The 22,478-nt window shown below is 70.0% G+C and carries 21 protein-coding genes; 15 read left to right on the forward strand and 6 right to left on the reverse strand.

What is annotated here, in order from left to right:
• The first annotated feature begins 8 nt into the window (after positions 1-8).
• The 11 genes from pdxS to J7E22_RS01305 all read left to right on the forward strand — a co-directional run bounded on the left by pdxS (position 9) and on the right by J7E22_RS01305 (position 10,960).
• The gene (pdxS, locus tag J7E22_RS01255) at positions 9-923 is read left to right on the forward strand and encodes a pyridoxal 5'-phosphate synthase lyase subunit PdxS (protein WP_214978106.1); all 915 of its coding nucleotides are present in this window, start codon (positions 9-11) and stop codon (positions 921-923) included.
• A complete protein-coding gene (gene pdxT / locus J7E22_RS01260) occupies positions 913-1,524 on the forward strand; it encodes a pyridoxal 5'-phosphate synthase glutaminase subunit PdxT (protein ID WP_214978107.1) in 612 nt (203 codons plus the stop codon). Before pdxS ends, pdxT begins: the two co-directional genes overlap by 11 nt.
• Positions 1,525-1,768: 244 nt before the next feature.
• The gene (locus J7E22_RS01265; RefSeq protein ID WP_214978108.1) at positions 1,769-2,536 is read left to right on the forward strand and encodes a YebC/PmpR family DNA-binding transcriptional regulator; all 768 of its coding nucleotides are present in this window, start codon (positions 1,769-1,771) and stop codon (positions 2,534-2,536) included.
• A gap of 5 nt (positions 2,537-2,541) precedes the next feature.
• Positions 2,542-3,204: a crossover junction endodeoxyribonuclease RuvC gene (gene ruvC, locus J7E22_RS01270; RefSeq protein ID WP_214978198.1), complete on the forward strand. Its 663-nt coding sequence runs from the start codon at positions 2,542-2,544 to the stop codon at positions 3,202-3,204.
• Positions 3,201-3,821, forward strand: a complete 621-nt coding sequence (gene ruvA / locus J7E22_RS01275) for a Holliday junction branch migration protein RuvA (protein ID WP_214978109.1) — start codon at positions 3,201-3,203, stop codon at positions 3,819-3,821. Before ruvC ends, ruvA begins: the two co-directional genes overlap by 4 nt.
• Positions 3,818-4,861 carry a Holliday junction branch migration DNA helicase RuvB gene (ruvB, locus tag J7E22_RS01280; protein ID WP_214978111.1) on the forward strand — a complete coding sequence of 348 codons (1,044 nt, stop codon included), beginning with the start codon at positions 3,818-3,820 and terminating at the stop codon, positions 4,859-4,861. Before ruvA ends, ruvB begins: the two co-directional genes overlap by 4 nt.
• A 92-nt stretch (positions 4,862-4,953) precedes the next feature.
• Positions 4,954-5,355, forward strand: coding sequence for a preprotein translocase subunit YajC (yajC, locus tag J7E22_RS01285; RefSeq protein ID WP_214978113.1), 402 nt, complete (start codon positions 4,954-4,956; stop codon positions 5,353-5,355).
• Between the two features lie 93 nt (positions 5,356-5,448).
• Entirely contained in the window at positions 5,449-7,197 is a 1,749-nt protein-coding gene (gene secD / locus J7E22_RS01290) for a protein translocase subunit SecD (RefSeq protein WP_214978114.1), read from the forward strand.
• Positions 7,197-8,198 carry a protein translocase subunit SecF gene (secF, locus tag J7E22_RS01295; protein WP_214978116.1) on the forward strand — a complete coding sequence of 334 codons (1,002 nt, stop codon included), beginning with the start codon at positions 7,197-7,199 and terminating at the stop codon, positions 8,196-8,198. Before secD ends, secF begins: the two co-directional genes overlap by 1 nt.
• Positions 8,198-8,572 (forward strand): rhodanese-like domain-containing protein, encoded by a 375-nt coding sequence (locus tag J7E22_RS01300; RefSeq protein WP_214978118.1) that lies wholly within the window; start codon positions 8,198-8,200, stop codon positions 8,570-8,572. Before secF ends, J7E22_RS01300 begins: the two co-directional genes overlap by 1 nt.
• A 57-nt stretch (positions 8,573-8,629) precedes the next feature.
• Complete coding sequence (locus tag J7E22_RS01305) at positions 8,630-10,960, forward strand: bifunctional (p)ppGpp synthetase/guanosine-3',5'-bis(diphosphate) 3'-pyrophosphohydrolase (protein ID WP_251008539.1); 2,331 nt, start codon at positions 8,630-8,632, stop codon at positions 10,958-10,960.
• Between the two features lie 125 nt (positions 10,961-11,085).
• On the opposite strand, the gene J7E22_RS01310 is transcribed toward J7E22_RS01305, so the two are convergent.
• The 3 genes from J7E22_RS01310 to deoC all read right to left on the reverse strand — a co-directional run bounded on the left by J7E22_RS01310 (position 11,086) and on the right by deoC (position 13,844).
• Positions 11,086-11,679 (reverse strand): type IV toxin-antitoxin system AbiEi family antitoxin, encoded by a 594-nt coding sequence (locus J7E22_RS01310; protein WP_214978119.1) that lies wholly within the window; start codon positions 11,677-11,679, stop codon positions 11,086-11,088.
• Between the two features lie 322 nt (positions 11,680-12,001).
• The gene (locus J7E22_RS01315) at positions 12,002-12,955 is read right to left on the reverse strand and encodes an ROK family protein (protein ID WP_214978120.1); all 954 of its coding nucleotides are present in this window, start codon (positions 12,953-12,955) and stop codon (positions 12,002-12,004) included.
• Between the two features lie 157 nt (positions 12,956-13,112).
• Positions 13,113-13,844, reverse strand: coding sequence for a deoxyribose-phosphate aldolase (deoC, locus tag J7E22_RS01320; RefSeq protein WP_214978121.1), 732 nt, complete (start codon positions 13,842-13,844; stop codon positions 13,113-13,115).
• A 42-nt stretch (positions 13,845-13,886) separates the two neighbouring features.
• On the opposite strand from deoC, the gene J7E22_RS01325 reads away from it, so the two are divergent.
• The 4 genes from J7E22_RS01325 (at position 13,887) to J7E22_RS01340 (ending at position 18,302) form a co-directional block, all read left to right on the forward strand.
• Positions 13,887-15,419: an SDR family oxidoreductase gene (locus J7E22_RS01325; protein ID WP_214978122.1), complete on the forward strand. Its 1,533-nt coding sequence runs from the start codon at positions 13,887-13,889 to the stop codon at positions 15,417-15,419.
• Entirely contained in the window at positions 15,416-16,000 is a 585-nt protein-coding gene (locus J7E22_RS01330; RefSeq protein ID WP_214978123.1) for a GDSL-type esterase/lipase family protein, read from the forward strand. The genes J7E22_RS01325 and J7E22_RS01330 overlap by 4 nt, the downstream gene beginning before the upstream one ends.
• Before the next feature lie 27 nt (positions 16,001-16,027).
• On the forward strand, positions 16,028-16,561 hold the full coding sequence (locus J7E22_RS17370) for a DUF6804 family protein (protein WP_251008540.1): 534 nt from the start codon (positions 16,028-16,030) through the stop codon (positions 16,559-16,561).
• Positions 16,562-16,748: 187 nt separating this feature from the next.
• Positions 16,749-18,302, forward strand: a complete 1,554-nt coding sequence (locus J7E22_RS01340; protein ID WP_214978124.1) for a stealth conserved region 3 domain-containing protein — start codon at positions 16,749-16,751, stop codon at positions 18,300-18,302.
• A 266-nt stretch (positions 18,303-18,568) separates the two neighbouring features.
• Here the strand turns inward: J7E22_RS01340 and J7E22_RS01345 are convergent, their stop codons facing one another.
• The 3 genes from J7E22_RS01345 to J7E22_RS01355 form a co-directional block, all read right to left on the reverse strand.
• On the reverse strand, positions 18,569-19,528 hold the full coding sequence (locus tag J7E22_RS01345) for a phosphodiesterase (RefSeq protein WP_214978125.1): 960 nt from the start codon (positions 19,526-19,528) through the stop codon (positions 18,569-18,571).
• Positions 19,529-19,703: 175 nt separating this feature from the next.
• Positions 19,704-21,389, reverse strand: a complete 1,686-nt coding sequence (locus J7E22_RS01350) for a ubiquinol-cytochrome c reductase cytochrome b subunit (RefSeq protein WP_214978127.1) — start codon at positions 21,387-21,389, stop codon at positions 19,704-19,706.
• Positions 21,389-22,453, reverse strand: a complete 1,065-nt coding sequence (locus J7E22_RS01355; protein ID WP_214978129.1) for a ubiquinol-cytochrome c reductase iron-sulfur subunit — start codon at positions 22,451-22,453, stop codon at positions 21,389-21,391. The genes J7E22_RS01350 and J7E22_RS01355 overlap by 1 nt, the downstream gene beginning before the upstream one ends.
• Between the last annotated feature and the right edge of the window lie 25 nt (positions 22,454-22,478).

Raw genomic sequence — 22,478 nt, forward strand, 5'->3', positions numbered from 1 at the left:
AGGGCATCATGAGCGACAGCAGCAGCACCACCCAGGGCACCTCGATCACCGGCTCCGACCGCGTCAAGCGCGGCCTCGCGGAGATGCTCAAGGGCGGCGTCATCATGGACGTCGTCGACGCCGACCAGGCCCGCATCGCCGAGGAAGCCGGCGCGACCGCGGTCATGGCCCTCGAGCGCGTCCCCGCCGACATCCGCGCACAGGGCGGTGTCGCCCGGATGTCCGACCCCTCGATGATCGAGGAGATCATCGCCGCGGTGTCGATCCCGGTCATGGCCAAGGCCCGCATCGGTCACTTCGTCGAAGCGCAGGTGCTGCAGGAGCTGGGCGTCGACTACATCGACGAGTCCGAGGTCCTGTCGCCCGCCGACTACGTCAACCACATCGACAAGTGGAAGTTCACCACCCCCTTCGTCTGCGGTGCGACCAACCTGGGTGAGGCGCTCCGTCGCATCACCGAGGGTGCCGCGATGATCCGCTCCAAGGGTGAGGCCGGCACGGGTGACGTGTCCGAGGCCACCAAGCACATCCGCACGATCTCGAAGGAGATCGCCGCCCTCCGGAACCTGCGCGAGGACGAGCTGTACGTCGCCGCGAAGGAACTGCAGGCGCCGTACGACGTCGTGAAGGAAGTCGCGCAGACCGGCAAGCTCCCCGTCGTGCTGTTCACCGCCGGTGGCGTCGCCACCCCGGCCGACGCCGCGATGATGATGCAGCTCGGCGCGGACGGCGTGTTCGTCGGCTCGGGCATCTTCAAGTCGGGCGACCCCGCGAAGCGAGCCGCCGCGATCGTCAAGGCCACCACGTTCCACGACGACCCCAAGGTCATCGCCGAGGTGTCCCGCGGTCTGGGCGAGGCGATGGTCGGCATCAACGTCGCCGACGTCCCCGCGCCGCACCGCCTGGCCGAGCGTGGCTGGTAGCACGCCGCTCGTCGCTCGTCCCCGGATCGGAGTCCTGGCACTCCAGGGTGACTTCCGCGAGCACATCGCCTCGCTGACGGAGCTCGGCGCGGACGTCGTGCCGCTCCGCCGCGCCGAGGAGATCAGCGCGCTCGACGGCGTCGTGATCCCGGGCGGCGAGTCCAGCGTGATGGACAAGCTCGCTCGGGCGTTCGGCGTCGCCGAACCGCTGTCCGAGGCGATCCGAGCCGGGCTCCCGACCTACGGCACGTGCGCCGGGATGATCATGCTCTCGACGCGGATCCAGGACGGAATCGCGGGACAGCGCACGCTCGGCGTGCTCGACACCACGGTGCGTCGCAACGCCTTCGGCAGCCAGAACGACTCGTTCGAGATCGACATCCCGATGCCCGCCCTCGGCGAGGCGCCCGTGCACGCGGTCTTCATCCGCGCGCCGGTCGTCGCGGAGCACGGGGCCGACGTCGAGGTCCTCGGGGCGCTGCCGGACGGCCAGGTCGTCGCCGTGCAGCAGGGCAACGCGATCGCGAGCGCGTTCCACCCCGAGGTCGCGGGGGAGGACCGGTTCCACCGCCGATTCCTCGACCTCGTCCGTTCGGCCTGACCGCTCGCCGCCGGCCCGTCGCGGGCCGCTGGTCGCTGGCCGCGGGACGCCCCCGTCAGCCCGAGGCGCCGCCGAACTCGCGAGACGCCGCCGGATCCCGCTCCGTCTCGGGCCCCTGGCGGCGTCTCACGGTGACGGGCGCGTCTCGCACCCGCCCACGCCACCGCAGCCAGCGCGCCGGGGCCGACCTGTGCCTCCCGGCCGGTAGGATGGTCGGGACTTTCCGCACGACGCAAGGAGGACCGTGTCCGGGCATTCCAAGTGGGCGACGACGAAGCACAAGAAGGCCGTCATCGACGGCCGTCGTGCCAAGTCGTTCGCCAAGCTGATCAAGAACATCGAAGTGGCCGCCAAGATGGGCGGCGCGGACCTGTCGGGCAACCCGACGCTCGTGGACGCGATCCAGAAGGCCAAGAAGACCTCGGTCCCGAACGACAACATCGACCGCGCCGTCAAGCGCGGCGCCGGCCTGACCGGGGAGTCGATCGAGTACACGACGATCATGTACGAGGGCTACGCACCGAACGGCGTCGCGATGCTCATCGAGTGCCTCACGGACAACAAGAACCGTGCCGCTGCCGAGGTCCGGACGGCGATGTCCCGCAACGGCGGCACGATGGCCGACCCGGGCAGCGTCGCCTACAACTTCGCGCGCAAGGGCGTCATCTCGGTCACGAAGGTGGACGGCCTCGACGAGGACACCGTGATGGCGGCGGTCCTCGACGCCGGCGTCGAAGACGTGATCGACCAGGGTGGTGGCTTCGAGGTCATCACCGAGGCGAGCGACCTCGTCGCCGCCCGCACGGCGCTGCAGGACGCCGGGATCGACTACGACTCCGCGGACGCCGAGTTCGTCCCCGGGCTCAAGGTCCCGATCGACGCCGAGACCGCCCGCAAGGTGTTCCGGCTCATCGACGCGCTCGAGGACAGCGACGACGTGCAGAACGTCTACGCGAACTTCGAGATCCCCGCCGACGTCCAGGCCGAGCTCGACGAGGACGAGGGCGAGTAGCGATGCTGCGGGTGCTCGGGGTCGACCCCGGGCTCACCCGGTGCGGCGTCGGCGTGGTCGAGGTCGCACCGAACCGCCGCGCCCGGCTGGTCCACGTGACGGTCGTCAGGACGCCCGCTGACATGGCGCTCGAGCAACGGCTGCTGCTCATCGCCAACGGCATCGCCGCCGAGATCGACGAGCACCGCCCGGATGCCGTCGCCGTCGAGCGGGTCTTCGCCCAGGCGAACGTCCGGACCGTGATGGGCACGGCGCAGGCGGCCGGCCTCGCCCTGCACGCCGCGGCGGCCCGCGGCCTGCCGGTCGGGCTGCACACCCCGTCCGAGGTGAAGGCCGCCGTCACCGGCTACGGCAACGCCGACAAACGTCAGGTCCAGGCGATGATCGCGCGGGTGCTCGGCCTCGACGAGGTCCCGAAGCCCGCCGACGCGGCGGACGCGCTCGCGCTGGCGGTGTGCCATGCCTGGAGGCTCGGGTCACCCGACGCGGGCGGGACCGGCCCGTCGACGCTCACCCCGGCACAGCGCGCGTGGCGGGACGCCCAGCAGGGCACGGTGGATTCCCCCCTCGCCCGGGCAGCCGCGGCCGCCTCGGGTTCCCGCGGCCGCTTCGGTGCGCAGCGTGGCACGACGGGATCGTCCGCGGGCGGCCGTAGGCTCGGGGCATGATCGCGAGTCTCCGGGGCACCTGCATCGACGTCGCCGGATCGAGCGTCGTGGTCGAAGCCGGCGGTGTCGGGTACGCCGTCACGGTCACGCCGGCGCACGCGCTGACGATGCGCCTCGGTGCCGAGGTCTTCCTCCGCACCGCGATGATCGTGCGCGAGGACGACCAGATGCTCTTCGGGTTCGAGTCCTCGGACGCGCTCCAGGTGTTCGACCTGCTCCGCAGCGTCTCCGGTGTCGGACCGAAGTCGGCGATGGGTGTCCTCGCCCACATGGAGCCCGCGCAGGTCGCGAACGCCGTCGCGAAGGACGACGACGGCGCGTTCCGCAAGGTCTCCGGCATCGGCCCGAAGACCGCGAAGCTGATCATCGTCGCGCTGTCCGGCAAGCTCGCGGCGTTCGAGCAGGCCGCCGTCGTCGCCGCGACACGCGGAACGGCCGCGCACCCTGCTGCCGTCGACGTCGTCACGGCGCTGATCGGGCTGGGATGGCGCGAAGACGCGGCACAGGCCGCCGTCGACGAGACCGTCGCCAACGAGCCGGGCGCAGCCGCCATGGGCACGCAGGCGCTCCTCCGTGCCGCACTCGGGGCGCTCCGTCCCGCCGGTGCCGGCCGGTGAGCGGCATCACCGCCGCCAGCGCCGAGTCCCCGGAAGAGCTCGCGTTCGAGGGCGCGCTCCGTCCCCGGTCGTTGGACGAGTTCGTCGGGCAGCGCAAGGTCCGCGGTCAGCTCGACCTGCTCCTCAAGGCCGCCGCGATGCAGGACCGCACGCCCGACCACATCCTGATGGCCGGCCCGCCCGGTCTCGGCAAGACCACGCTCGCGATGATCGTCGCCCACGAGTCCGGCCGCCCCCTGCGCATGTCGAGCGGTCCGGCGATCCAGCACGCGGGGGACCTCGCTGCGGTGCTCTCGTCGCTCGTCCCCGGTGAGGTCCTCTTCATCGACGAGATCCACCGCATGGCACGCTCAGCGGAGGAGATGCTCTACCTCGCGATGGAGGACTTCCGCATCGACGTGATGGTCGGCAAGGGCGCCGGTGCGACGAGCATCCCGCTCGACCTCGCACCGTTCACGCTCGTCGGCGCCACCACCCGCGCCGGGCTCCTGCCGAACCCGTTGCGCGACCGCTTCGGGTTCACCGCCCACCTCGAGTTCTACGAGAAGGACGAGCTCGAACAGGTCCTCATCCGTGCCGCGCACCTCCTGGAGCTCGACATCGACCGGACGGCCCTCCGCGAGATCGCAGGGCGCTCCCGAGGCACCCCGCGCATCGCGAACCGGCTGCTCCGGCGCGTGCGGGACTACGCCCTCGTGCACCGGACGACGGACGGGATGGCGGCGGTGCAGGGCGCGCTCGACCTGTACGACGTCGACGAGCTCGGCCTCGACCGGCTCGACCGTGCCGTCGTCGAGATCATGCTCACCCGTTTCGATGGCGGTCCGGTCGGTCTCAACACGCTCGCGGTCTCCGTCGGTGAAGAGGCCGAGACCATCGAGTCCGTGGTCGAACCGTTCCTCGTGCGGGTCGGCCTGCTCACCCGGAGTCCCCGCGGACGAATCGCCACGCCGCGGGCCTGGCGGCACTTCGGCATGACGCCCGGCCAGGGGCTCGACGCCCAGCCGGGCCTGTTCGACACCACGGACGACACCGACTGACATCGCCGGGCAGTCTGGTGACATGCCACGCACAGGCGTGTGCCCTAGACTGCTACGGCCCGAAACCGAGCAACCAGAGAAGGCAACGCATCATGGGTCAAGAAGTCATCCTCATCGTCATCGTCGTGGCGTTCGCGGCCTTCATGTTCTACAACAGCCGGAAGCGCAAGAAGCAGCAGTCCGAGCTCGTGAACAAGATGGTTCCGGGCGCGAAGGTCATGCTCTCCTTCGGCCTGTACGGCACCCTGCTCTCCGTCAACGACGAGAAGGTCACCGCCGACGTCGAGATCGCTCCGGGCACCATCGTCACCGTGCACCGTCAGACCCTGTCGCGCGTCGTCGAGGACGACGCCGCCGTCATCGACACGACCGCCACCCCGGACGACGAGCCGAAGCCCGTCGCCGAGCTCAACGGTGAGCCCGTGTACGGCGAACGCCTCGACACGACGCACGTCGACGACGTCGACCCGTCGAAGCGCAAGACCGAAGACTGACACCCCCTTCGACCGCCGGGTCCTCCGACCCGGCGGCGACACTCTTGCCGTCGGTCAACCGCCGTCGGTCCTGACAGAAAGACGAGACGACCGGTGGCACGATCGACACCCGTCAAGAAGGCGCTTCGTTCGCTCACCTGGTTGGTGATCATCATGGCGGTGCTGGCAGGGCTCAACACCGCTGCGTCGATCCTCGCCAGCACGACGAAGGACGCCAGCGGCAAGTGGTTCAACGGAGCCAGCTGGGTCCCTGAGCTCGCGCTCGACCTGCAGGGCGGCACGCAGCTGACGCTCGCGGCCGAGAACACCGGGGGCGGCTCGGTGACGAGCCAGCAGCTCAACCAGGCGGTCAACATCATCCGGCAGCGGATCAACGCGACGGGGGTGTCCGAGTCCCAGATCAACACCCAGGGCACGAACAACATCGTCGTGTCGATCCCGGGCAAGCCCGACAAGGCCACGATCGACCGGATCGAAGCCGCCGCGAAGCTGACGTTCCGCCCCGTGCTGTACACCGAGGCCGCGACGAACGCGGCCGTCGGGGGCAAGGGCGCGTCCGCGTCGCCGACGCCGTACTCGCCGCCCGCATCACTCGCGGCGACGCCGAGCACCAAGCCGACGAACGCCAGTGACCTCGCGTGGGTGACCCCGCAGCTGCAGGACCTCTACACGAACTACAACTGCAAGGCCCCCGGTGACGTCACCGCAGCGCCCGACGACAAGCCGCTCGTGACGTGCGACCAGGACGGCGCGGGCAAGTACATCCTCGGCCCCGTCGAGGTCTCCGGCTCGAACATCAGCAATGCGACTTCGGGCCTGGCGACGGACTCCCAGGGCACGTCCACCGGTCAGTGGGCCGTCAACCTCTCCTTCAACGGGACGGGCACCAAGGACTTCAGCACGGTGACGAGCCGCCTCGTCAAGCTCCAGCAGCCGCAGAACCAGTTCGCCATCGTGCTCGACGGGTCGGTCATCACCGCCCCGACGACCAACGTGGCGATCACGAACGGCAAGGCGCAGATCACCGGCAGCTTCACCGCCGAGTCCGCGAAGACCCTCGCCGACCAGCTGAAGTACGGCGCGCTGCCGATCAACTTCAAGGTCCAGTCGAACGAGAACATCTCCGCGACCCTCGGGACGGCACAGCTCATCGGCGGCCTGGTCGCCGGACTCATCGGGTTGATCCTCGTGATCATCTACTCGGTGATCCAGTACCGCGCGCTGGCGTTCGTCACCGTCCTCTCGCTCGGCGTCGCCGCCGCCCTGACCTACCTCGTGATCGCGATCATGTCGTGGCGGGTGGACTACCGGCTCTCGCTCGCGGGGGTCGCGGGGTTGATCGTGGCGATCGGCATCACGGCGGACTCGTTCATCGTGTACTTCGAACGCATCCGCGACGAACTCCGTGAAGGCCGTGCGCTCGAGAGTGCGGTCGAGGCCGGGTGGAAGCGTGCGCTCCGCACGATCCTCGCCTCGGACTCGGTGAACTTCCTCGCCGCGATCGTGCTCTACATCCTCGCGGTCAGCGACGTGAAGGGGTTCGCCTTCACCCTCCTGCTGACCACCCTCATCGACGTGGTCGTCGTGACGCTGTTCACGCACCCGATGATGCGGCTCATCTCGCGCAGCCGGTTCTTCGGCGAAGGACACCGGTTCAGTGGGCTCGACCCCGCCGCACTCGGCGCCGTGTACCGCGGGCGGGCCCAGTTCCGGGCACCGGTGGTGGACGGGAAGCGCCAGCGCAGCGCCGGTGAAGCGCAGCGCCGACAGACGATCGCAGAGCGGAAGGCCCAGCAGGCCTCCGGCGGAGACGGCACGACGCCGGACGGGAAGGACGACTGATGGCCAGCTTCAGCCAGTTCGGTAGCGACCTCTACACGGGCAAGCGCTCGTACGACATCGTCGGCCGACGCAAGCGGTGGTACCTCATCGCCCTGATCGCGATCGTGGTGTCGCTCGCGGTGCCGTGGCTCCGCGGCGGGTACCAGCTCGGCATCGAGTTCACCGGCGGCTCCGAGTTCACGATCTCGGACGCGAAGAACCTCGACCAGAACCTCGCGACGCAGACGGTCGAGCGGATCGTCCCGAACGGGGTCCCGCGCGTCTCCCAGCTCGGCACGCACGGCATCCGTGTCCAGACCGGGCAGCTGACCGACCGCGAGACGACCGAGGTGCAGGACGCCCTGGCCAAGGCGTACGACGTGCGCGAGGACCAGGTCGCCTCGACCTTCATCGGTGCGACGTGGGGTGCGGACGTCCTGGCGCAGGCGATCCGCGGTCTCGTGATCTTCCTCGCCCTCGCCGCGGTCTTCATGACGGTGTACTTCCGCACCTGGAAGATGTCACTCTCCGCGATGGCCGCGCTGCTGCACGACCTCCTGATCACTGCGGGGGTCTACGGCATCGTGGGGCTCGAGGTCACGCCGGCAGCCGTCATCGGCTTCCTGACGATCCTCGGGTACTCGCTGTACGACACGGTCGTGGTCTTCGACAAGGTGCGCGAGAACACGAGCCAGGAATCCCACCGGACGTTCACGCAGTCGGTGAACCTGGCGGTCAACCAGACCCTCGTGCGCTCGATCAACACCTCGATCGTCGCCCTGCTGCCCGTCGGCGCGATCCTGTTCATCGGCTCGTACGTCCTCGGCGCCGGCACGCTCCGCGACATCTCGCTCGCGCTGTTCATCGGCATCATCGTCGGGACGTACTCCACGATCTTCATCGCCTCGCCGATGTACGCGCACCTGCGGGAGAACGAGCCGAAGATCAAGCAGTCGGACGCCAAGAAGGTGCTCGCGGCCCAGAAGCGGCAGCGCGAAGTCGACGCGGCGGCGAGCGTCTGATGCCGATCGACATCCAGGAGATCGACGTCCCCGAGGCCCTGCGCCGCCTGTCGTCGGGGGCTCGGTTGTTCGACGTCCGCGAGCAGGGGGAGTGGGACGAGGTCCACGCGCCCCAGGCCACGCTCGTGCCGATGTCCGAGCTCGTCGAGCGGTGGCAGGAGATCGACGGCGGGGACGAACCCGCGATCGTCGTGTGCCACTCCGGCGCGCGGTCGGCTCGGGTCGTCGCGGCGCTCGAGCAGTCCGGCGTCCCCGCGGTGAGCTTGCAGGGCGGCATGGTCGCCTGGGAGCAGGCGGGTGCCCCGGTGGAGCGCCCGGGCAGCGACGGGGCCGCCAGCAGCGGTGCCGACAGCGAACCGCGTCACGAGCACTGACACGACACGCGTAGTCTTGACCGATCGAGCTCGGACGCCAGTCACGGGAGGCGCATCATGACGGACACGCGTGAGTCCACGCCTCAGGATGCGTCTGTCCCGAGCCGCCCCGGCTCCGCGCCGCGTCCGACGAGCCCCCTGGGGCCCAACACGACCGGCAACCTCGGGTCGCTCCGCTCGCTGCTCCCGCGCCTGTTCTCGCGCGCGCAGCCGGCCGGTGCCGTCGACACCCTGATCCGCACCGTCCGCTCGCACCACCCCAAGGCCGACGTCACCCTCATCGAACGGGCCTACTCCGTCGCGGAGCGCGCGCACGACGGGCAGAAGCGCAAGTCCGGCGAGCCCTACATCACGCACCCGGTCGCGGTGGCGCAGATCCTCGCCGACCTCGGCATCGGCACGATCACGATCGCCGCCGCGCTCCTGCACGACACCGTCGAGGACACCGACTACCAGCTCGACCAGCTGCGCGCCGACTTCGGCGACGAGATCGCGATGCTGGTCGACGGCGTCACGAAGCTCGACAAGGTCAAGTACGGCGACAGCGCCCAGGCCGAGACCGTCCGCAAGATGGTCATCGCGATGTCGAAGGACATCCGGGTGCTCGTGATCAAGCTCGCGGACCGGCTGCACAACGCGCGCACCTGGGGCTTCGTCGAGTCCACCTCCGCCACGCGCAAGGCGAAGGAGACGCTCGAGATCTACGCGCCCCTCGCGCACCGCCTCGGGATCCAGATGATCAAGCTCGAGTTGGAGGACCTGTCGTTCGCGGTCCTGCACCCGAAGCTCTACGTCGAGATCGACAGCCTGGTCAAGGAACGTCAGCCGAAGCGCGAGCAGTTCGTGCAGAACGTCATCGGCACGCTCAAGAAGGACCTCAAGGCGGCGAAGGTCCGCGGCGACGTCATGGGACGGCCGAAGCAGTACTACTCGATCTACCAGAAGATGATCGTTCGCGGTCGTGAGTTCGACGAGATCTACGACCTGGTCGGCATCCGGGTCCTCGTCCCGACGGTCCGCGATTGCTACGCCATGCTCGGCTCCGTGCACGCGCGGTGGACGCCGCTCCCCGGACGGTTCAAGGACTACATCGCGACGCCGAAGTTCAACCTCTACCAGTCGCTGCACACCACCGTCCTCGGGCCACAGGGTCGCGCGGTCGAGATCCAGATCCGAACGTACGAGATGCACCAGCGTGCCGAGTTCGGCGTGGCGGCGCACTGGAAGTACAAGCAGCGCGCGGCCGGTCGCGACGTCGACAGCTCGAGCGCGACCGACCAGGACATGGCATGGCTGGCCCACATCACCGACTGGCAGGCGGAGACGAGCGATCCGGGGGAGTTCCTCGACTCACTCCGGTACGAGATCGGCGCGAAGGAGACCTACGTCTTCACGCCGCAGGGCAAGGTCATCGGACTGCCCGCAGGCGCGACGCCGGTCGACTTCGCGTACGCCGTGCACACCGAGGTCGGGCACCGCACGATGGGTGCGAAGGTGAACGGACGCCTCGTCCCGCTGGAGAGCTCCCTGTCGAGCGGCGACGTCGTCGAGATCTTCACGTCGAAAAACCCGGATTCCGGGCCGAGCCAGGACTGGTTGGCCTTCGTCAAGAGTCCGCGGGCGCGGAACAAGATCAAGCAGTGGTTCACCAAGGAGCGCCGGGAAGAGGCGATCGAGCAAGGTCGTGATGCCATCGCCCGGGCGATGCGCAAGCAGAACCTGCCGCTCCAGCGCCTGATGAGCCAGGACACCTTCGCCGAGGTCGCGTCCTCGATGCGGTACGACGACGTCTCGGCCCTCTACGCCGCGATCGGTGAAGGGCACGTCTCCACGCAGTCCGTCATCGAGAAGGTGCTCGGCAGCGTCCAGACCGACACCGAGTCGGACGAACCGGAGTCGTTCCCGCGCCAGGTCACGAGCCGTCAGCTGCGGAACAGCGACAGCGGCGTGCTCGTCCGCGGCGCGCCGGACATCCTCGTGAAGCTCGCGAAGTGCTGCACGCCGGTACCGGGCGACCAGATCGTGGGCTTCATCACCCGCGGCCAAGGCGTGTCCGTCCACCAGGCGTCGTGCACGAACGTGAAGTCGCTCATGAACGAGCCCGACCGGATGATCGAGGTCGAATGGGCTCCGTCGTCGAAGTCGGTGTTCCTCGTCCAGATCCAGATCGAGGCGCTCGATCGGTCGGGGCTCCTCAGCGACGTCACCCGCGTCCTGACGGACCACCACGTGAACATCCTGTCCGCGACGGTGTCGACCTCGTCGGAGCGCCTCGCGCTCAGTCGGTTCGTGTTCGAGATGGGCGACACCACGCACCTGGACCGGGTCCTCAACGCCGTGCGACGGATCGACACGGTCTACGACGTCTACCGCGTCAGCGCGGGCTGACCGCCCGGTCCACACCGGCCGACTCGCCACTGGGCGAATCGGCACCGCCCGATTCGCCTTCGGGCGTGTCCGGACGCACCGTCTCGGGGAGGACGGCGGCCCCCAGCGGCACCCCGCCGGCCCGATCAGCTGACGACGACGGAGGCCCGCAGCAGGTCGCGGAGACGCCGTTCCGCCTGCCGGGCCATCGGTATCGTGCCGAGCGCGGTGAGTCGCGCGGCCACCTCCGCGGGGTCCACGACACCAGCGCCGAACAGCCCGCCGACGGCGAGGGCCTCGTCGGCCCCGAACGTGCCCGCACGCGGCCCCGGCGCTCGGAGCAGGTCCACGACTGTCCGGACGGGCGCGGTGACGGCGACGCCGGACGCGGTACCGGTCCGGCTCCCGGCGAAGGTGACGACGTCGGACGCCGGCAGCTGGACCTCGCGGAGGCGCACGCCGTGCTCGACGTGGACGCGGAGTTGTGGGCGGATGCTCACCTCGACGGGATCCGGCGGGCGTGACAGACCGCCCCAGATCCACGCGGCCGTGCGACCGCTGGCGACGACCTTCCGGGTCGGGACCGCCCAGGCGAACGCAGCCGCACGCAGGGCGGGGTCCTGGGGTTCGGCGGGGGAGGCCCAGCAGCTGCCGACGGGCACGAGTTCGCCGGCGAGCATCGCGGCGCGCAGTTCGGCCTCGGGCCAGTCGTCGGTCGTCACGAGCCGCAGGGAGCGCACTCGCACATCCTGCCGGACACCCGCCACGCCGACCAGCCCCTGTGGACAGGGCACGGCAGACCGGCCGGACACCGCAGGACACGTCCGCGCAGCACGCCGCCGTCTCGGCGAGACGCCGCGGTCTCGGCGAGACGCCGCGGTCTCGGCAAGACGCCCCCGTCTCGGCGACACGCCCCCGTCTCGACAAGACGCCCCCGTCTCGGCGACACGCCCCCGTCTCGACAAGACGCCCCCGTCTCGGCAAGACGCCCCCGGCTCGGCAAGACGCCCCCGTCCCAGCAGCACGCCCCGCCCCGTCACCGCGGAACGACGCCGCCCCGGTTCAGCGCAGGACGTCCGCGCGGTGCACGAGCGCCGCAGCGCCGATCAGCGGGCCGTCCTGCGACAGCGCCGTCGGCACGATCCGCACCTTCGTCACGAACGGGAACTCGACCCGCTCCGCGACCGCCTGCCGCGCGTACTCGAACAGGTCCGGCGTCACGTGCGAGAACCCGCCGCCGATGGCCACGACCTCCAGGTCGACCAGGCTCGTCGCCGCGGCGATCGCCTGCCCGAGGGCGCGACCGCTCCGCTTGACGGCTGCGACGGCGATCTCGTCACCGGCGGCGTACGCGGCGGACAGTTCCTCGCCGGTGGAGCCCGCGAACCCCTGCCGTCTCGCCCAGGCGACGGTCTTCGGACCGCTGGCCACCGCCTCCAGGCAGCCCGTGCCGCCGCAGGCGCACGCGTCGTCGAACCCGCCGCACTCGACGTGTCCGATGTGACCGGCGTTGCCGGTCGGGCCGCTGACGGTGCGGCCGTGCAGGATGAGTCCGCCGCCGACGCCGGTGGACACGATCATGCCCATCACGTGGTCCGATCCCTGCGCGGCGCCCACCCAGTGCTCGGCGAGCGTGATCGCGAGCCCGTCCATCCGCAGGGTGACGGGTACGCCGTCGGGCACGTGCGCGGCCACGCGGTCGCGCAGGGGGTACCCGCGCCACACCGGCATGTTGAGGGGGGACACCAACCCGTGCTCCTCGTCGACCGGCCCCGCGGAACCGATGCCCACGCCGACGAGGGTCGCGTCCGCCGGCAGCGCCGCCAGGGCACTCGTGACGACCTCGTCGACGGCGGCCTGCAACTCGTCGGAGGTCCGCTGGGGACCCGTGGGGCTGCGGAACCGTGTCGCGGGCAGCACGACGCCCTGGTCGGTGACGAGGGCCGCCTCGACCTTGGTGCCGCCGAGGTCGACGGCGAGTGCCAGGGAGGTGGACTGGGGTGCGGTGCTGGACATGCGCGCTCCGATGGGCGGTCTGGAGGCCCGGTGCGGCTCCCGACGCTGCGTCGCGTCCGGTGGGCCGCGGGCCCGTCAGGAGGTGGTGGTCAGGTGGTACTGGGGGACACGGACCGCGGGAGCCCGGGTCCGGACGAGCCGGTTCCGAGGAGCCGGCTCAGTAGGAGCTGGAGTCGTCTCCGAGCGCGGACGCGGTGCCCGTCTCGGTGCGGTGGGCGACCTCGTCGAGGATCCGTGCGGAGGCGCTCGTGCCGATGCGGTTTGCCCCGGCCTCGACCATCGCGAGCAGCGTGTCGAGCCCGCGGACGCCACCGGAGGCCTTGACCCCGGTGTCCGGGCCGACGGTCTGGCGCATCAGCCGGATGTGGTCGACCGTGGCGCCGCCGCCGGCGAACCCGGTGGACGTCTTCACGAACGCGGCACCGGCCGACCGGGCGATGCGGGAGGCGGCGACGATCTCGTCGTCGGTCAGGAACGCGGTCTCGAGGATGACCTTCACGACCGTGTCACCGGCGGCGTCGACCACGGCACGCACGTCCCGCTCGACGCGCGTCCAGTCGCCCGACTTCGCGGCGCCGATGTTCTGCACCATGTCCAGTTCGAACGCGCCGTCGGCCAACGCCTGGATCGCCTCGGCGACCTTCGCCCCGGTGGAGGTGGTGCCGTGCGGGAACCCGATCACGGTCCCGACGCCGACGCCCGTGCCGCGGAGGCGTTCGACCGCGTGCGCGACGTCGCTCGGGCGGACGCAGACGCTGAAGACCCGGTGGGCGGCGGCCTCGTCGAGCTGGGCATCGACTTCCGCGCGGGTGAGTTCGGGCTTCAGGATCGCGTGGTCGATGAGACCACGGACGGCATCGGCGGTGACGGGGAACGCTGCGTTGTCCACGCGGCAAGCCTACCCGGAGGCTGGCCGCGTACCGTGCCCGGCATGCACGTGCTCGTCACCGGCGCCACCGGCTACATCGGCGGCCGACTCGTCCCCCGTCTCCTCGAAGCCGGGCACATCGTCCGGGTGTTCGTCCGCACGCCACGGAAGCTGCAGGACGTGCCGTGGCACGACCGGGTGGAGGTCGCCGAGGGTGACCTGCAGGACACCGCTGCCGTCCGTGCTGCGGTCCAGGGCATCGATGCGGTGTACTACCTCGCGCACGCGATGGGGGCCGAGGGGGACTTCGAGCGCGCCGAACGCCAGGCCGTCGAGACGATGGCGCACGAGGCGAAAGCGGCCGGGGTCCGTCGGTTCGTGTACCTGGGCGGGCTGCACCCCGACGGCGAGCTCTCGAAGCACCTGCGGAGCCGGAAGGAGGTCGGCGACGTCCTGCTCCGCTCGGGTGTGCCGACGATCGCCTACCAGGCAGGGGTCGTGATCGGGTCCGGCAGCACCTCGTTCGAGATGATCCGGCACGTGACCGACGTCCTGCCGTGGATGCCGGCGCCCCGGTGGGTCCGGAACCGGGTCCAGCCGATCGCCGTGCGCGACGTCCTGTACTACCTCGTGCAGGCGCTCGAGATCCCGGCCGAGGTCAACCGCACGTTCGACCTCGGCGGACCGGACGTGCTCCGGTACGGGCAGATGCTCAACGGGTACGCGGTCGAGGCGAAGCTCCCGCAGCGACCGATCTCGGTCCTCCCGGTCCTCACCCCGCGGCTGGCGGCGCACTGGTTCAACGTGGTCACCCCGATCCCGCGCAAGCTCGCGACGCCGATCATCGAGTCCCTGCAGTTCGAGTGCGTGCAGCGCGAGCACGACATCGACGACGTCGTGCCGCGCGCGGCCGGGGGACTGACCTCGTACCGCCGGGCCGTGCGGCTCGCCCTGACGAAGATGCGGACCGGCCAGGTCGAGACGAGCTGGCGGAACGCGACGCTGTCCGACACGCCCGCGGACCCGTTGCCGAGCGATCCCGACTGGGCGGGGCACACGGTCTACGTCGACGACCGGAAGCGGCACTCGTCCGCATCCGCCGAGGACGTCTGGCGCATCGTCGAGTCGATCGGCGGGGACAACGGGTGGTACTCGTTCCCCCTGGCCTGGGTCGCGCGCGGCTGGATGGACAAGATCGCCGGTGGCGTCGGGCTGAGCCGCGGCCGCCGTGACCAGAAGCGCCTGGAGCAGGGCGATGCGCTGGACTGGTGGCGGGTCGAACGGCTCGACCGCGGGCGCTACCTGCGGCTGCGAGCCGAGTTCAAGTCGCCGGGCCGAGCGTGGCTCGAGATGACCGTCACCCCGAGCGAGGACGGCGGGAGCGACTACCGGCAGCGCGCGATCTACTTCCCCCAGGGGCTGTCCGGACGGCTGTACTGGTACTCGATCCTGCCCTTCCACGGCGTGATCTTCCCCGGCATGGTCGAGCGCATCACGGCGGCGGCGGAACGCGAATCCGACCGCTCCCTGTCGACGGGACACAACTGGACCAAGCAGAATGGGTCGCACCAGTCGGCGCACGAGGAGGCAGCATGACCACGGACCGCACGACCGTCCTGTTCCTGGGCGACAGCATCACGGCCGGAGGGTCCTGGGACGCGTGGCTCCCCGACGAGCGCACCGTCAACCAGGGCGTCAACGGCGACACGAGCGACGGGGTCCTCCAGCGACTCGAGGCCGTCGTCGCGGAACAGCCCGAGGTGATCGTGCTGCTCATCGGCACGAACGACTTCGGCAGCCACCGCGCGAGCGTCGAGCACGTCGTCCGCAACGTGGAGACCATCCTCGTGACGCTCCGACGCGAACTGCCGGGCGCGCGCCTGCTGCTCGTCTCGATCCTGCCGCGCCAGGCGGAGTTCAGCACGAAGATCGAGGAGGCGAACCGGCACCTGCGCCAGTTCGTGGCGACTTGCCACGCGCAGTACCTCGACGCGTGGCCCGCCCTCGCCGACGGCGACCACCTCGACGAGCGCTTCACCGACGACGGACTGCACCTCACCGAGGACGGCTACCGCGCGTACCTCGACGAGCTCGTCCCGGCACTGGAGCGCGTGCGCGACCTGCCGCCGATGTCGCGCCCCTTCCAGGCGATCGACCTGGACGAGGCCTCGTACTGATGGCCCGCCGATGACGGCCGCGCGCTGATGGCCGCGCGCAAGGGGCGGCCCCCGCTGGGGTCGTCCCAGAACGGCGTGCCCTCGGGCGACCGAGGCCGTGCTGACGGCGGTCCGGCACGACCCGACGCGCGGAGGTCCGCGTCGGAGGCGTTCCGAGCTGGCTCCGCGGCCGCACGGTCCGGATCCGGACGGACCGGGGCGCGTGGTGGCAAGGGCCGTGTCGGGACGGCCGAGACGCCGCCCTACACGCGACCCGCACTGGCGCCGTCGCTCCTGGCCGCGATCGTCCTGCTCGCCTGCGCCGTGTTCATCGCCTCACCGGCGTTCGTCTTCGCTCGCTGGGGCGTCACGGTCCTGGCGCTCATCGTGCTCGTCTTCGCCGTCCGTGGGCGCACCTGGTGGGCCGCGGTGGTGATGGCCGCCGTGGCGGTGTGCTGGAACCCCCTGGTGACGGTGCCGATCCCCGGGCAGGTCTGGGCCGGGTTGCAGATCGTCGCCGCCGCCGCGTTCGTGGGGATCGGGATCGCCGTCACGGTGCCGAGGCCGACCGAGACCCGCTGACCGGACCAGCCGGACGCCCGTCGAGTGCCGCCTGCCGGTCGCTGGTCGGGCCTCCATCCCGACACGGTTGCGTGCCGCATCCGGAGGTGGATCCTGCCCGGGATCCCGTGGATGTCCGGGCGTCTGCCCGGACGGTAGGATCGCAGCGTGTCGGGTGTGCGCCCGGCCCCCGATCCGAAGGGCGTGGATGAGCGACGAGACCGAGCCGGTGACCGAGAGTCCACTGCTGACCCCTCGACCGTCGTCCGGCGGTCTCGACCGGCCCGACGTGGTGCTGCGGAAGGGCCGTCTGACGCTCGTCAACGGCCATCTGACGCCGCAGCAGTCGATGATCGAGGACCTGCTGTTCCTCGACGACGCGCTCACCGCCGGCGACGTCGACCACCTGCTCATCCGAGGCAACGACCACCGTCCCGTCATCGCGGTCGACGAGCGCGACCGCCAGCGTGCCGAGAGCGCCGTGATGGCCGCGGCCGTGAACGAGCCCTTCTACGCGAAGCCTCCACGGAAGCCCGCGGTGCTCGTCGTCGACGACGGCCTCGGGTCGGCGGACGAACCCGTGCTCCGGGTGTTCCGACCCCGTGTCGAACCGCTCGGCCGCCTCCGGTACGGCGCCGACACCAGCGTGCAGCTCGAGTTCTGGCGCGTGACCGACACCGAGGTCCTCGCACCCGTCGAGAACGCACTCATGCGGCGGAGCCTGCCGATCGACGAGTTCGAGCTCGTCGACATCGACCGGTACGGCCGGACCTGGCGCACGGTCGAGCACATGTTCGACGACCACGTCTCCGACATCCGATTCCCCATCGACATCGTGTTCTCGTGGGTCGACGGCAACGCCATCGAGTACCAGCGCGCCCGACAGGCCGCGCAGTCGAACGCGGTGCTGGGGGAGGGCGACGACGCTCCCGCGCGGTTCCGCCAGATCGACGAGCTGAAGTACGCGCTGCGCTCCGTGCACACCTTCGCGCCGTGGATCCGGCAGATCTACATCGCCACCGACTCGCCGGCGCCGCACTGGCTCGCGGACCACCCGAAGGTCCGCATCGTCCGGAGCGAGGAGTTCTTCGCCGACCCCTCGGTCCTGCCGACGCACAACTCGCAGGCCGTCGAGTCGCAGCTCCACCACATCCCGGGCATCAGCGAGCACTTCATCTACTCGAACGACGACATGTTCTTCGGTCGGACCGTCGACCCGTCGGTGTTCTTCAGCCCCGGGTCCGTGACGAAGTTCATCCTGGCGACGACCCGGATCGGCCTCGGCTCGAACAACCCGGCGCGGAGCGGGTTCGAGAACTCCGCCCGCGTCAACCGTCGCCTGCTGCAGCAGCGGTTCGGTGCCGTGACCACGCGCCACCTCGAGCACGCCCCGACGCCGTTGCGCGCGTCGATCATGACCGAGATGGAGCACGAGTTCGCGGACGAGTTCCACGCGACGGCCGCATCACGGTTCCGCGCCGCCGACAACATCTCGGTGACGAACTCGCTGTACCACTACTACGCACTGCTCACCGGGCGCGCGATCATGCAGGAGAACTCCTCGGTCCGGTACATCGACACGACGATGCAGTCCGGGCTGCGGTCCCTCGACGACCTCTTGAAGAAGCGGAACGTCGACTTCTTCTGCCTGAACGACGGCAGCTTCCCGGAGGTCAGTGACGAGGAGCGCACCCGCCGGGTCACCGACTTCCTGGAGCGCTACTTCCCGTTCCCCGCGCCGTGGGAGCGCACTCGCGCCTAGGACGCGCCAGCGTCCTGCGAGTGCGCTCCGGGCGAGCCTGGAGCGCACTCGCGCCTAGGACGCGCCAGCGTCCTGCGAGTGCGCTCCGGGCGAGCCTGCGAGCCCGGCGCCGGGACCCGGCCACCGCGCTCCGGGCGAGCCTGCGAGCCCGGCGCCGGGACCCGGCCACCACGCTCCGGGCGAGCCTGCGAGCCCCTCGCCGGGACCCGGCCACCACGCTCCGGGCGAGCCTGCGAGCCCGGCGCCGAAACCGGGCCGTCCCCGCCTCACCGGTGGACGGGGGAGACCGGCACCGAGTCGAGCGTGAAGACCGGGATGCTCGACGTCACCGGCGCGGGCTCGACGGCCGGAGCGATCCGGACGCCAGCCGCGGCGAGTCGCGCGTCGGTGTCCGCTGCCGACACGGGCTCGCCGACCGTCGCGTAGTGCCCGATCGGGACGACCGAGTGGACCACGTTGTGCCCGTAGACGTGCACGAGGTTGAACGACTGTGCTCCGTCGCGCCCACGTGTCCCGCCCTGGAACTCGGTGAGGTCCTGCGTGTAGCACGTGGCGCTCGCCACCGAGACGGGAACGCCCGCGAACACGGCGCTGGTCGAGTAGTGCAGGTGGCCGGCGATGATCGTGAGGACGTCGCTTCCCTCGATGACCTCGGCCAGCGCCTGCTGGTCGCGGAGCTCGACGAGGACCGCGAGGTCCTGCACACTCGGCACCGGCGGGTGGTGCATCGCGAGGACGGTCCCGTGCGGAGCTGCCTCGGACAGGACCTCCGCGAGCCAGTCGAGCTGCTCGGGGGAGACCTCCCCGTGGTGCTTGCCGGGCACTGACGTGTCGAGCGTGATCACCCGGAGCCCGTTGACGTCGTAGACGAAGTCCACCGGGCGATCCGTCGGCTGGAGGCCGAAGAGCTCCTGCCGGAACGCCCCGCGCTCGTCGTGGTTGCCCATTGCCCAGATGACCTGCGCGCCGATCCGCTCGGCGGCCGGTTCGACGATCCGGCGGATGCGCGCGTACGCCCCGGCCTCGCCCTTGTCGGCGACGTCACCGGTGACGACGATGGCCTCCGGGTGGGTGCCCGATGCTTCGATGTCGGCAATGATCTCGGAGAGCCGTGCGGCCGAGTCCACGTCGCCGTAGAGTGCGCCCTCCGACGCGATGAGGTGGGTGTCGCTGAGGTGGAGCAGGAAGTGGTTCGGCCTGGGGTGCTCGGCCGTCCGGACGTCCATCGGGGTCTCATTCCGTTGACGGGTGCGTGGTGCAACACAGTGCCACACCTACCCTGGCGATTCCAGCACGTCCGCGTGAATCGACGGTGAACCCGAGACGGCGTTTCGACACCGACAGACGAGAACGCCCCCCGACCACGAGTGGTCGGGGGGCGTTCTCGCTGGTGCGGACGGCTCAGTGGCCGCCTGCGCCGATCTGCGGTGCCTGGTGCGTGCCCTCGAGGTCAGGGCCGTGGTGCGCCGCGTGTGCGGCCTCCAGCTCGGCCTTGCCGACCGGAGCGATCCGGTCCTCGAAGAAGAACCGCGACATGCCCGCGCGGACCTTCTGCACGCTGGTGATCTTGCCCTGGGCGTTCGGGCGGATCATGAGCGGCTTGTACTCGTTGAACTGCAGGAGCTTCCAGCGCTCGTACTCGTCGAGCTGCTCGTGCACCTCGATGTACTCGCCGTGGGGGAGTCGGACGATACGGCCCGATTCGTACCCGTGCAGGACGATCTCGCGGTCCTTCTTCTGCAGCGCGAGGCACACGCGCTTCGTGATCCAGAAGGCGACGAACGGGCCGAGGACCGTCGTGGCCTGGATCACGTGGATCACGTGGTCGATGGACACCATGAAGTGCGTGGCGATGATGTCCGACGACGCTGCGGCCCAGAGGCTCGCGTACAGCGTGATCCCGGCCGCGCCGAAGGCGGTGCGGGTCGGCGCGTTGCGCGGGCGGTCGAGGATGTGGTGCTCACGCTTGTCGCCCGTGACCCACGCCTCGAGGAACGGGTACAGGAAGATCGCGAGGATGAGGAGCACCAGGACCGTGATCGGCGCCAGGATGTTGAACGACACCGTGTAGCCGAACCACACGACCTCCCAGTGCGGTGGCACCAGTCGGAGCGCACCGTCGGCGAAGCCGATGTACCAGTCAGGCTGCGTACCCGCCGACACCGGGGAGGGGTCGTAGGGGCCGTAGTTCCAGATCGGGTTGATCGTGAACAGCGACGCGATGAGCGCGAGGATGCCCGCGACGATGAAGAAGAACCCGCCGGCCTTCGCGGCGAACGCCGGAAGGATCGGGACGCCGACGACGTTCTCGTTGGTCTTGCCGGGGCCCGCGAACTGCGTGTGCTTGTTGATCACGACGAGGACGAGGTGGACACCGAGCACCGCGACCAGGATCGCCGGCAGCAGCAGGATGTGCAGCGTGTACAGGCGCCCGACGATGTCGGTGCCGGGGAACTCGCCGCCGAACAGCAGGTAGGCGATCCAGACGCCGATCACCGGCACACCCTCGATCATGCCGACGATGATCCGCAGGCCGTTGCCGGAGAGCAGGTCGTCGGGGAGGGAGTAGCCCGTGAAGCCCTCGGCCATGGCCAGGACCCAGAGGATGAAGCCGAAGACCCAGTTGAGCTCACGCGGCTTGCGGAAGGCACCGGTGAAGAACACGCGGGCCATGTGCAGCATGATCGAGGCCACGAACAGCAGCGCCGCCCAGTGGTGGATCTGCCGGACGAAGAGTCCGCCGCGGATGTCGAAGGAGATGTTCAGCGTCGACTGCAGGGCCGTCGACATCTCGACGCCCTTGAGGGGCAGGTACGTCCCGTCGTAGACGACCGAGGTCATCGACGCCTGGAAGAAGAACGTCAGGAACGTGCCGGAGAGCAGGACGACGACGAAGCTGTACAGCGCCACCTCGCCGAGCATGAAGCTCCAGTGGTCGGGGAAGATCTTCCGCCCGACCTCCTTCACGAGGCCCGAGATGCTCGTGCGCTCGTCGATGTAGTTGGCGGCTGCCCCGATGATGCGGGACCCGCGCTCCGGCGCCGGCTTGGTGGCCGTGGCGGGTGCGGTGGTGGTTGTGGTGCTCATCAGCGTTCACGCTCCCAGAACGACGGGCCGACGGGCTCGTGGAAGTCGCTCTTGGCAACCAGGTAGCCGTCGTTGTCGATCTCGATCGGAAGTTGGGGGAGGGGGCGTGCCGCCGGTCCGAAGATGACCTCGCAGTTGTTCGAGACATCGAAGGTCGACTGGTGGCACGGGCACAGCAGGTGGTGGGTCTGCTGCTCGTACAGGGCGACCGGGCATCCGACGTGGGTGCAGATCTTCGAGTACGCGACGATGCCGTCGTAACCCCAGTTCTCGCGTCCCTTTGCGGGGTGCAGGTCCTTGGGGTCGAGACGCATGAGCAGGACGGCAGCCTTGCCCTTTTCCTCGAGCATGTCCTTCTTGTCGAGGAGGCCGTCCGGGATGACGTGGAACACCGAGCCGATGGTCACGTCGGACGCCTTGATCGGAAGACCCGTCGGGTCCTTCGTCAGGCGCGTGCCCTTCGCCCACATGGTGTGGCGGAGGAGCGCGTTGGGGTCCGCGGCAGGTGCGAGGTCACGCACCAGCACGATGCCGGGGAGGGGGAACGCCGCGAGGGCGCCGATCATCGAGTTGCGGATCAGCTTGCGACGACTGAACCCGGACTCCTTGTCGGCGAGCTGGAAGGCCTCGACCGCCTTGGCACGCGTTGCGTCGCTGCCACGGGTCGAGTGCCGGAGCTCCGAGATCTCGCGGTCGACCACGAGCGACTTCGACCAGTAGACCGCGCCGAGACCCAGCGCGAGCAGGGCCAGGGCGATCGACAGGCCGAGGAAGAGGTTCGCCGTCCGGATCGAGCCGAAGTCGTTGTCCTTGATCGGGAAGGCCACGTAGGCGGCGATCGCGAGGACACTGCCGACGATCGAGAGGTAGAAGAACGTCGCGACCTGTCGCTCGGCGAGTCGCGCCTTCTTCGGGTCGACGTCGGTGCGACGCGGACGGTGCGGCGGCTCGCCCGGGTTCTCGAACGGCTCCGCGGGCAGGACCGCGGTGCCGGCCGAGGTGGTCGCGCCGTGCTTCTCGACAGCCGAGGACGAGTTCAGCGTCTCGTCGTCGTGCTCTGCCATGGTGTTCCCTTCAGTGTCGTTCGAC

The organism is Curtobacterium sp. ISL-83, assembly GCF_018613895.1.
Lineage (GTDB): Bacteria > Actinomycetota > Actinomycetes > Actinomycetales > Microbacteriaceae > Curtobacterium.

What these genes read in the sequence shown, in the direction of transcription:
- pdxS (WP_214978106.1), top strand. Translation starts at nt 9, where the DNA reads ATGAGCGACAGCAGCAGCACCACCCAGGGCACCTCGATCACCGGCTCC.
- ruvA (WP_214978109.1), top strand. Translation starts at nt 3,201, where the DNA reads ATGATCGCGAGTCTCCGGGGCACCTGCATCGACGTCGCCGGATCGAGC.
- yajC (WP_214978113.1), top strand. Translation starts at nt 4,954, where the DNA reads ATGGGTCAAGAAGTCATCCTCATCGTCATCGTCGTGGCGTTCGCGGCC.
- secF (WP_214978116.1), top strand. Translation starts at nt 7,197, where the DNA reads ATGGCCAGCTTCAGCCAGTTCGGTAGCGACCTCTACACGGGCAAGCGC.
- J7E22_RS01300 (WP_214978118.1), top strand. Translation starts at nt 8,198, where the DNA reads ATGCCGATCGACATCCAGGAGATCGACGTCCCCGAGGCCCTGCGCCGC.
- J7E22_RS01305 (WP_251008539.1), top strand. Translation starts at nt 8,630, where the DNA reads ATGACGGACACGCGTGAGTCCACGCCTCAGGATGCGTCTGTCCCGAGC.
- J7E22_RS01315 (WP_214978120.1), bottom strand. Translation starts at nt 12,955, where the DNA reads ATGTCCAGCACCGCACCCCAGTCCACCTCCCTGGCACTCGCCGTCGAC.
- J7E22_RS01325 (WP_214978122.1), top strand. Translation starts at nt 13,887, where the DNA reads ATGCACGTGCTCGTCACCGGCGCCACCGGCTACATCGGCGGCCGACTC.
- J7E22_RS01330 (WP_214978123.1), top strand. Translation starts at nt 15,416, where the DNA reads ATGACCACGGACCGCACGACCGTCCTGTTCCTGGGCGACAGCATCACG.
- J7E22_RS17370 (WP_251008540.1), top strand. Translation starts at nt 16,028, where the DNA reads ATGGCCGCGCGCAAGGGGCGGCCCCCGCTGGGGTCGTCCCAGAACGGC.
- J7E22_RS01340 (WP_214978124.1), top strand. Translation starts at nt 16,749, where the DNA reads ATGAGCGACGAGACCGAGCCGGTGACCGAGAGTCCACTGCTGACCCCT.
- J7E22_RS01345 (WP_214978125.1), bottom strand. Translation starts at nt 19,528, where the DNA reads ATGGACGTCCGGACGGCCGAGCACCCCAGGCCGAACCACTTCCTGCTC.
- J7E22_RS01350 (WP_214978127.1), bottom strand. Translation starts at nt 21,389, where the DNA reads ATGAGCACCACAACCACCACCGCACCCGCCACGGCCACCAAGCCGGCG.
- J7E22_RS01355 (WP_214978129.1), bottom strand. Translation starts at nt 22,453, where the DNA reads ATGGCAGAGCACGACGACGAGACGCTGAACTCGTCCTCGGCTGTCGAG.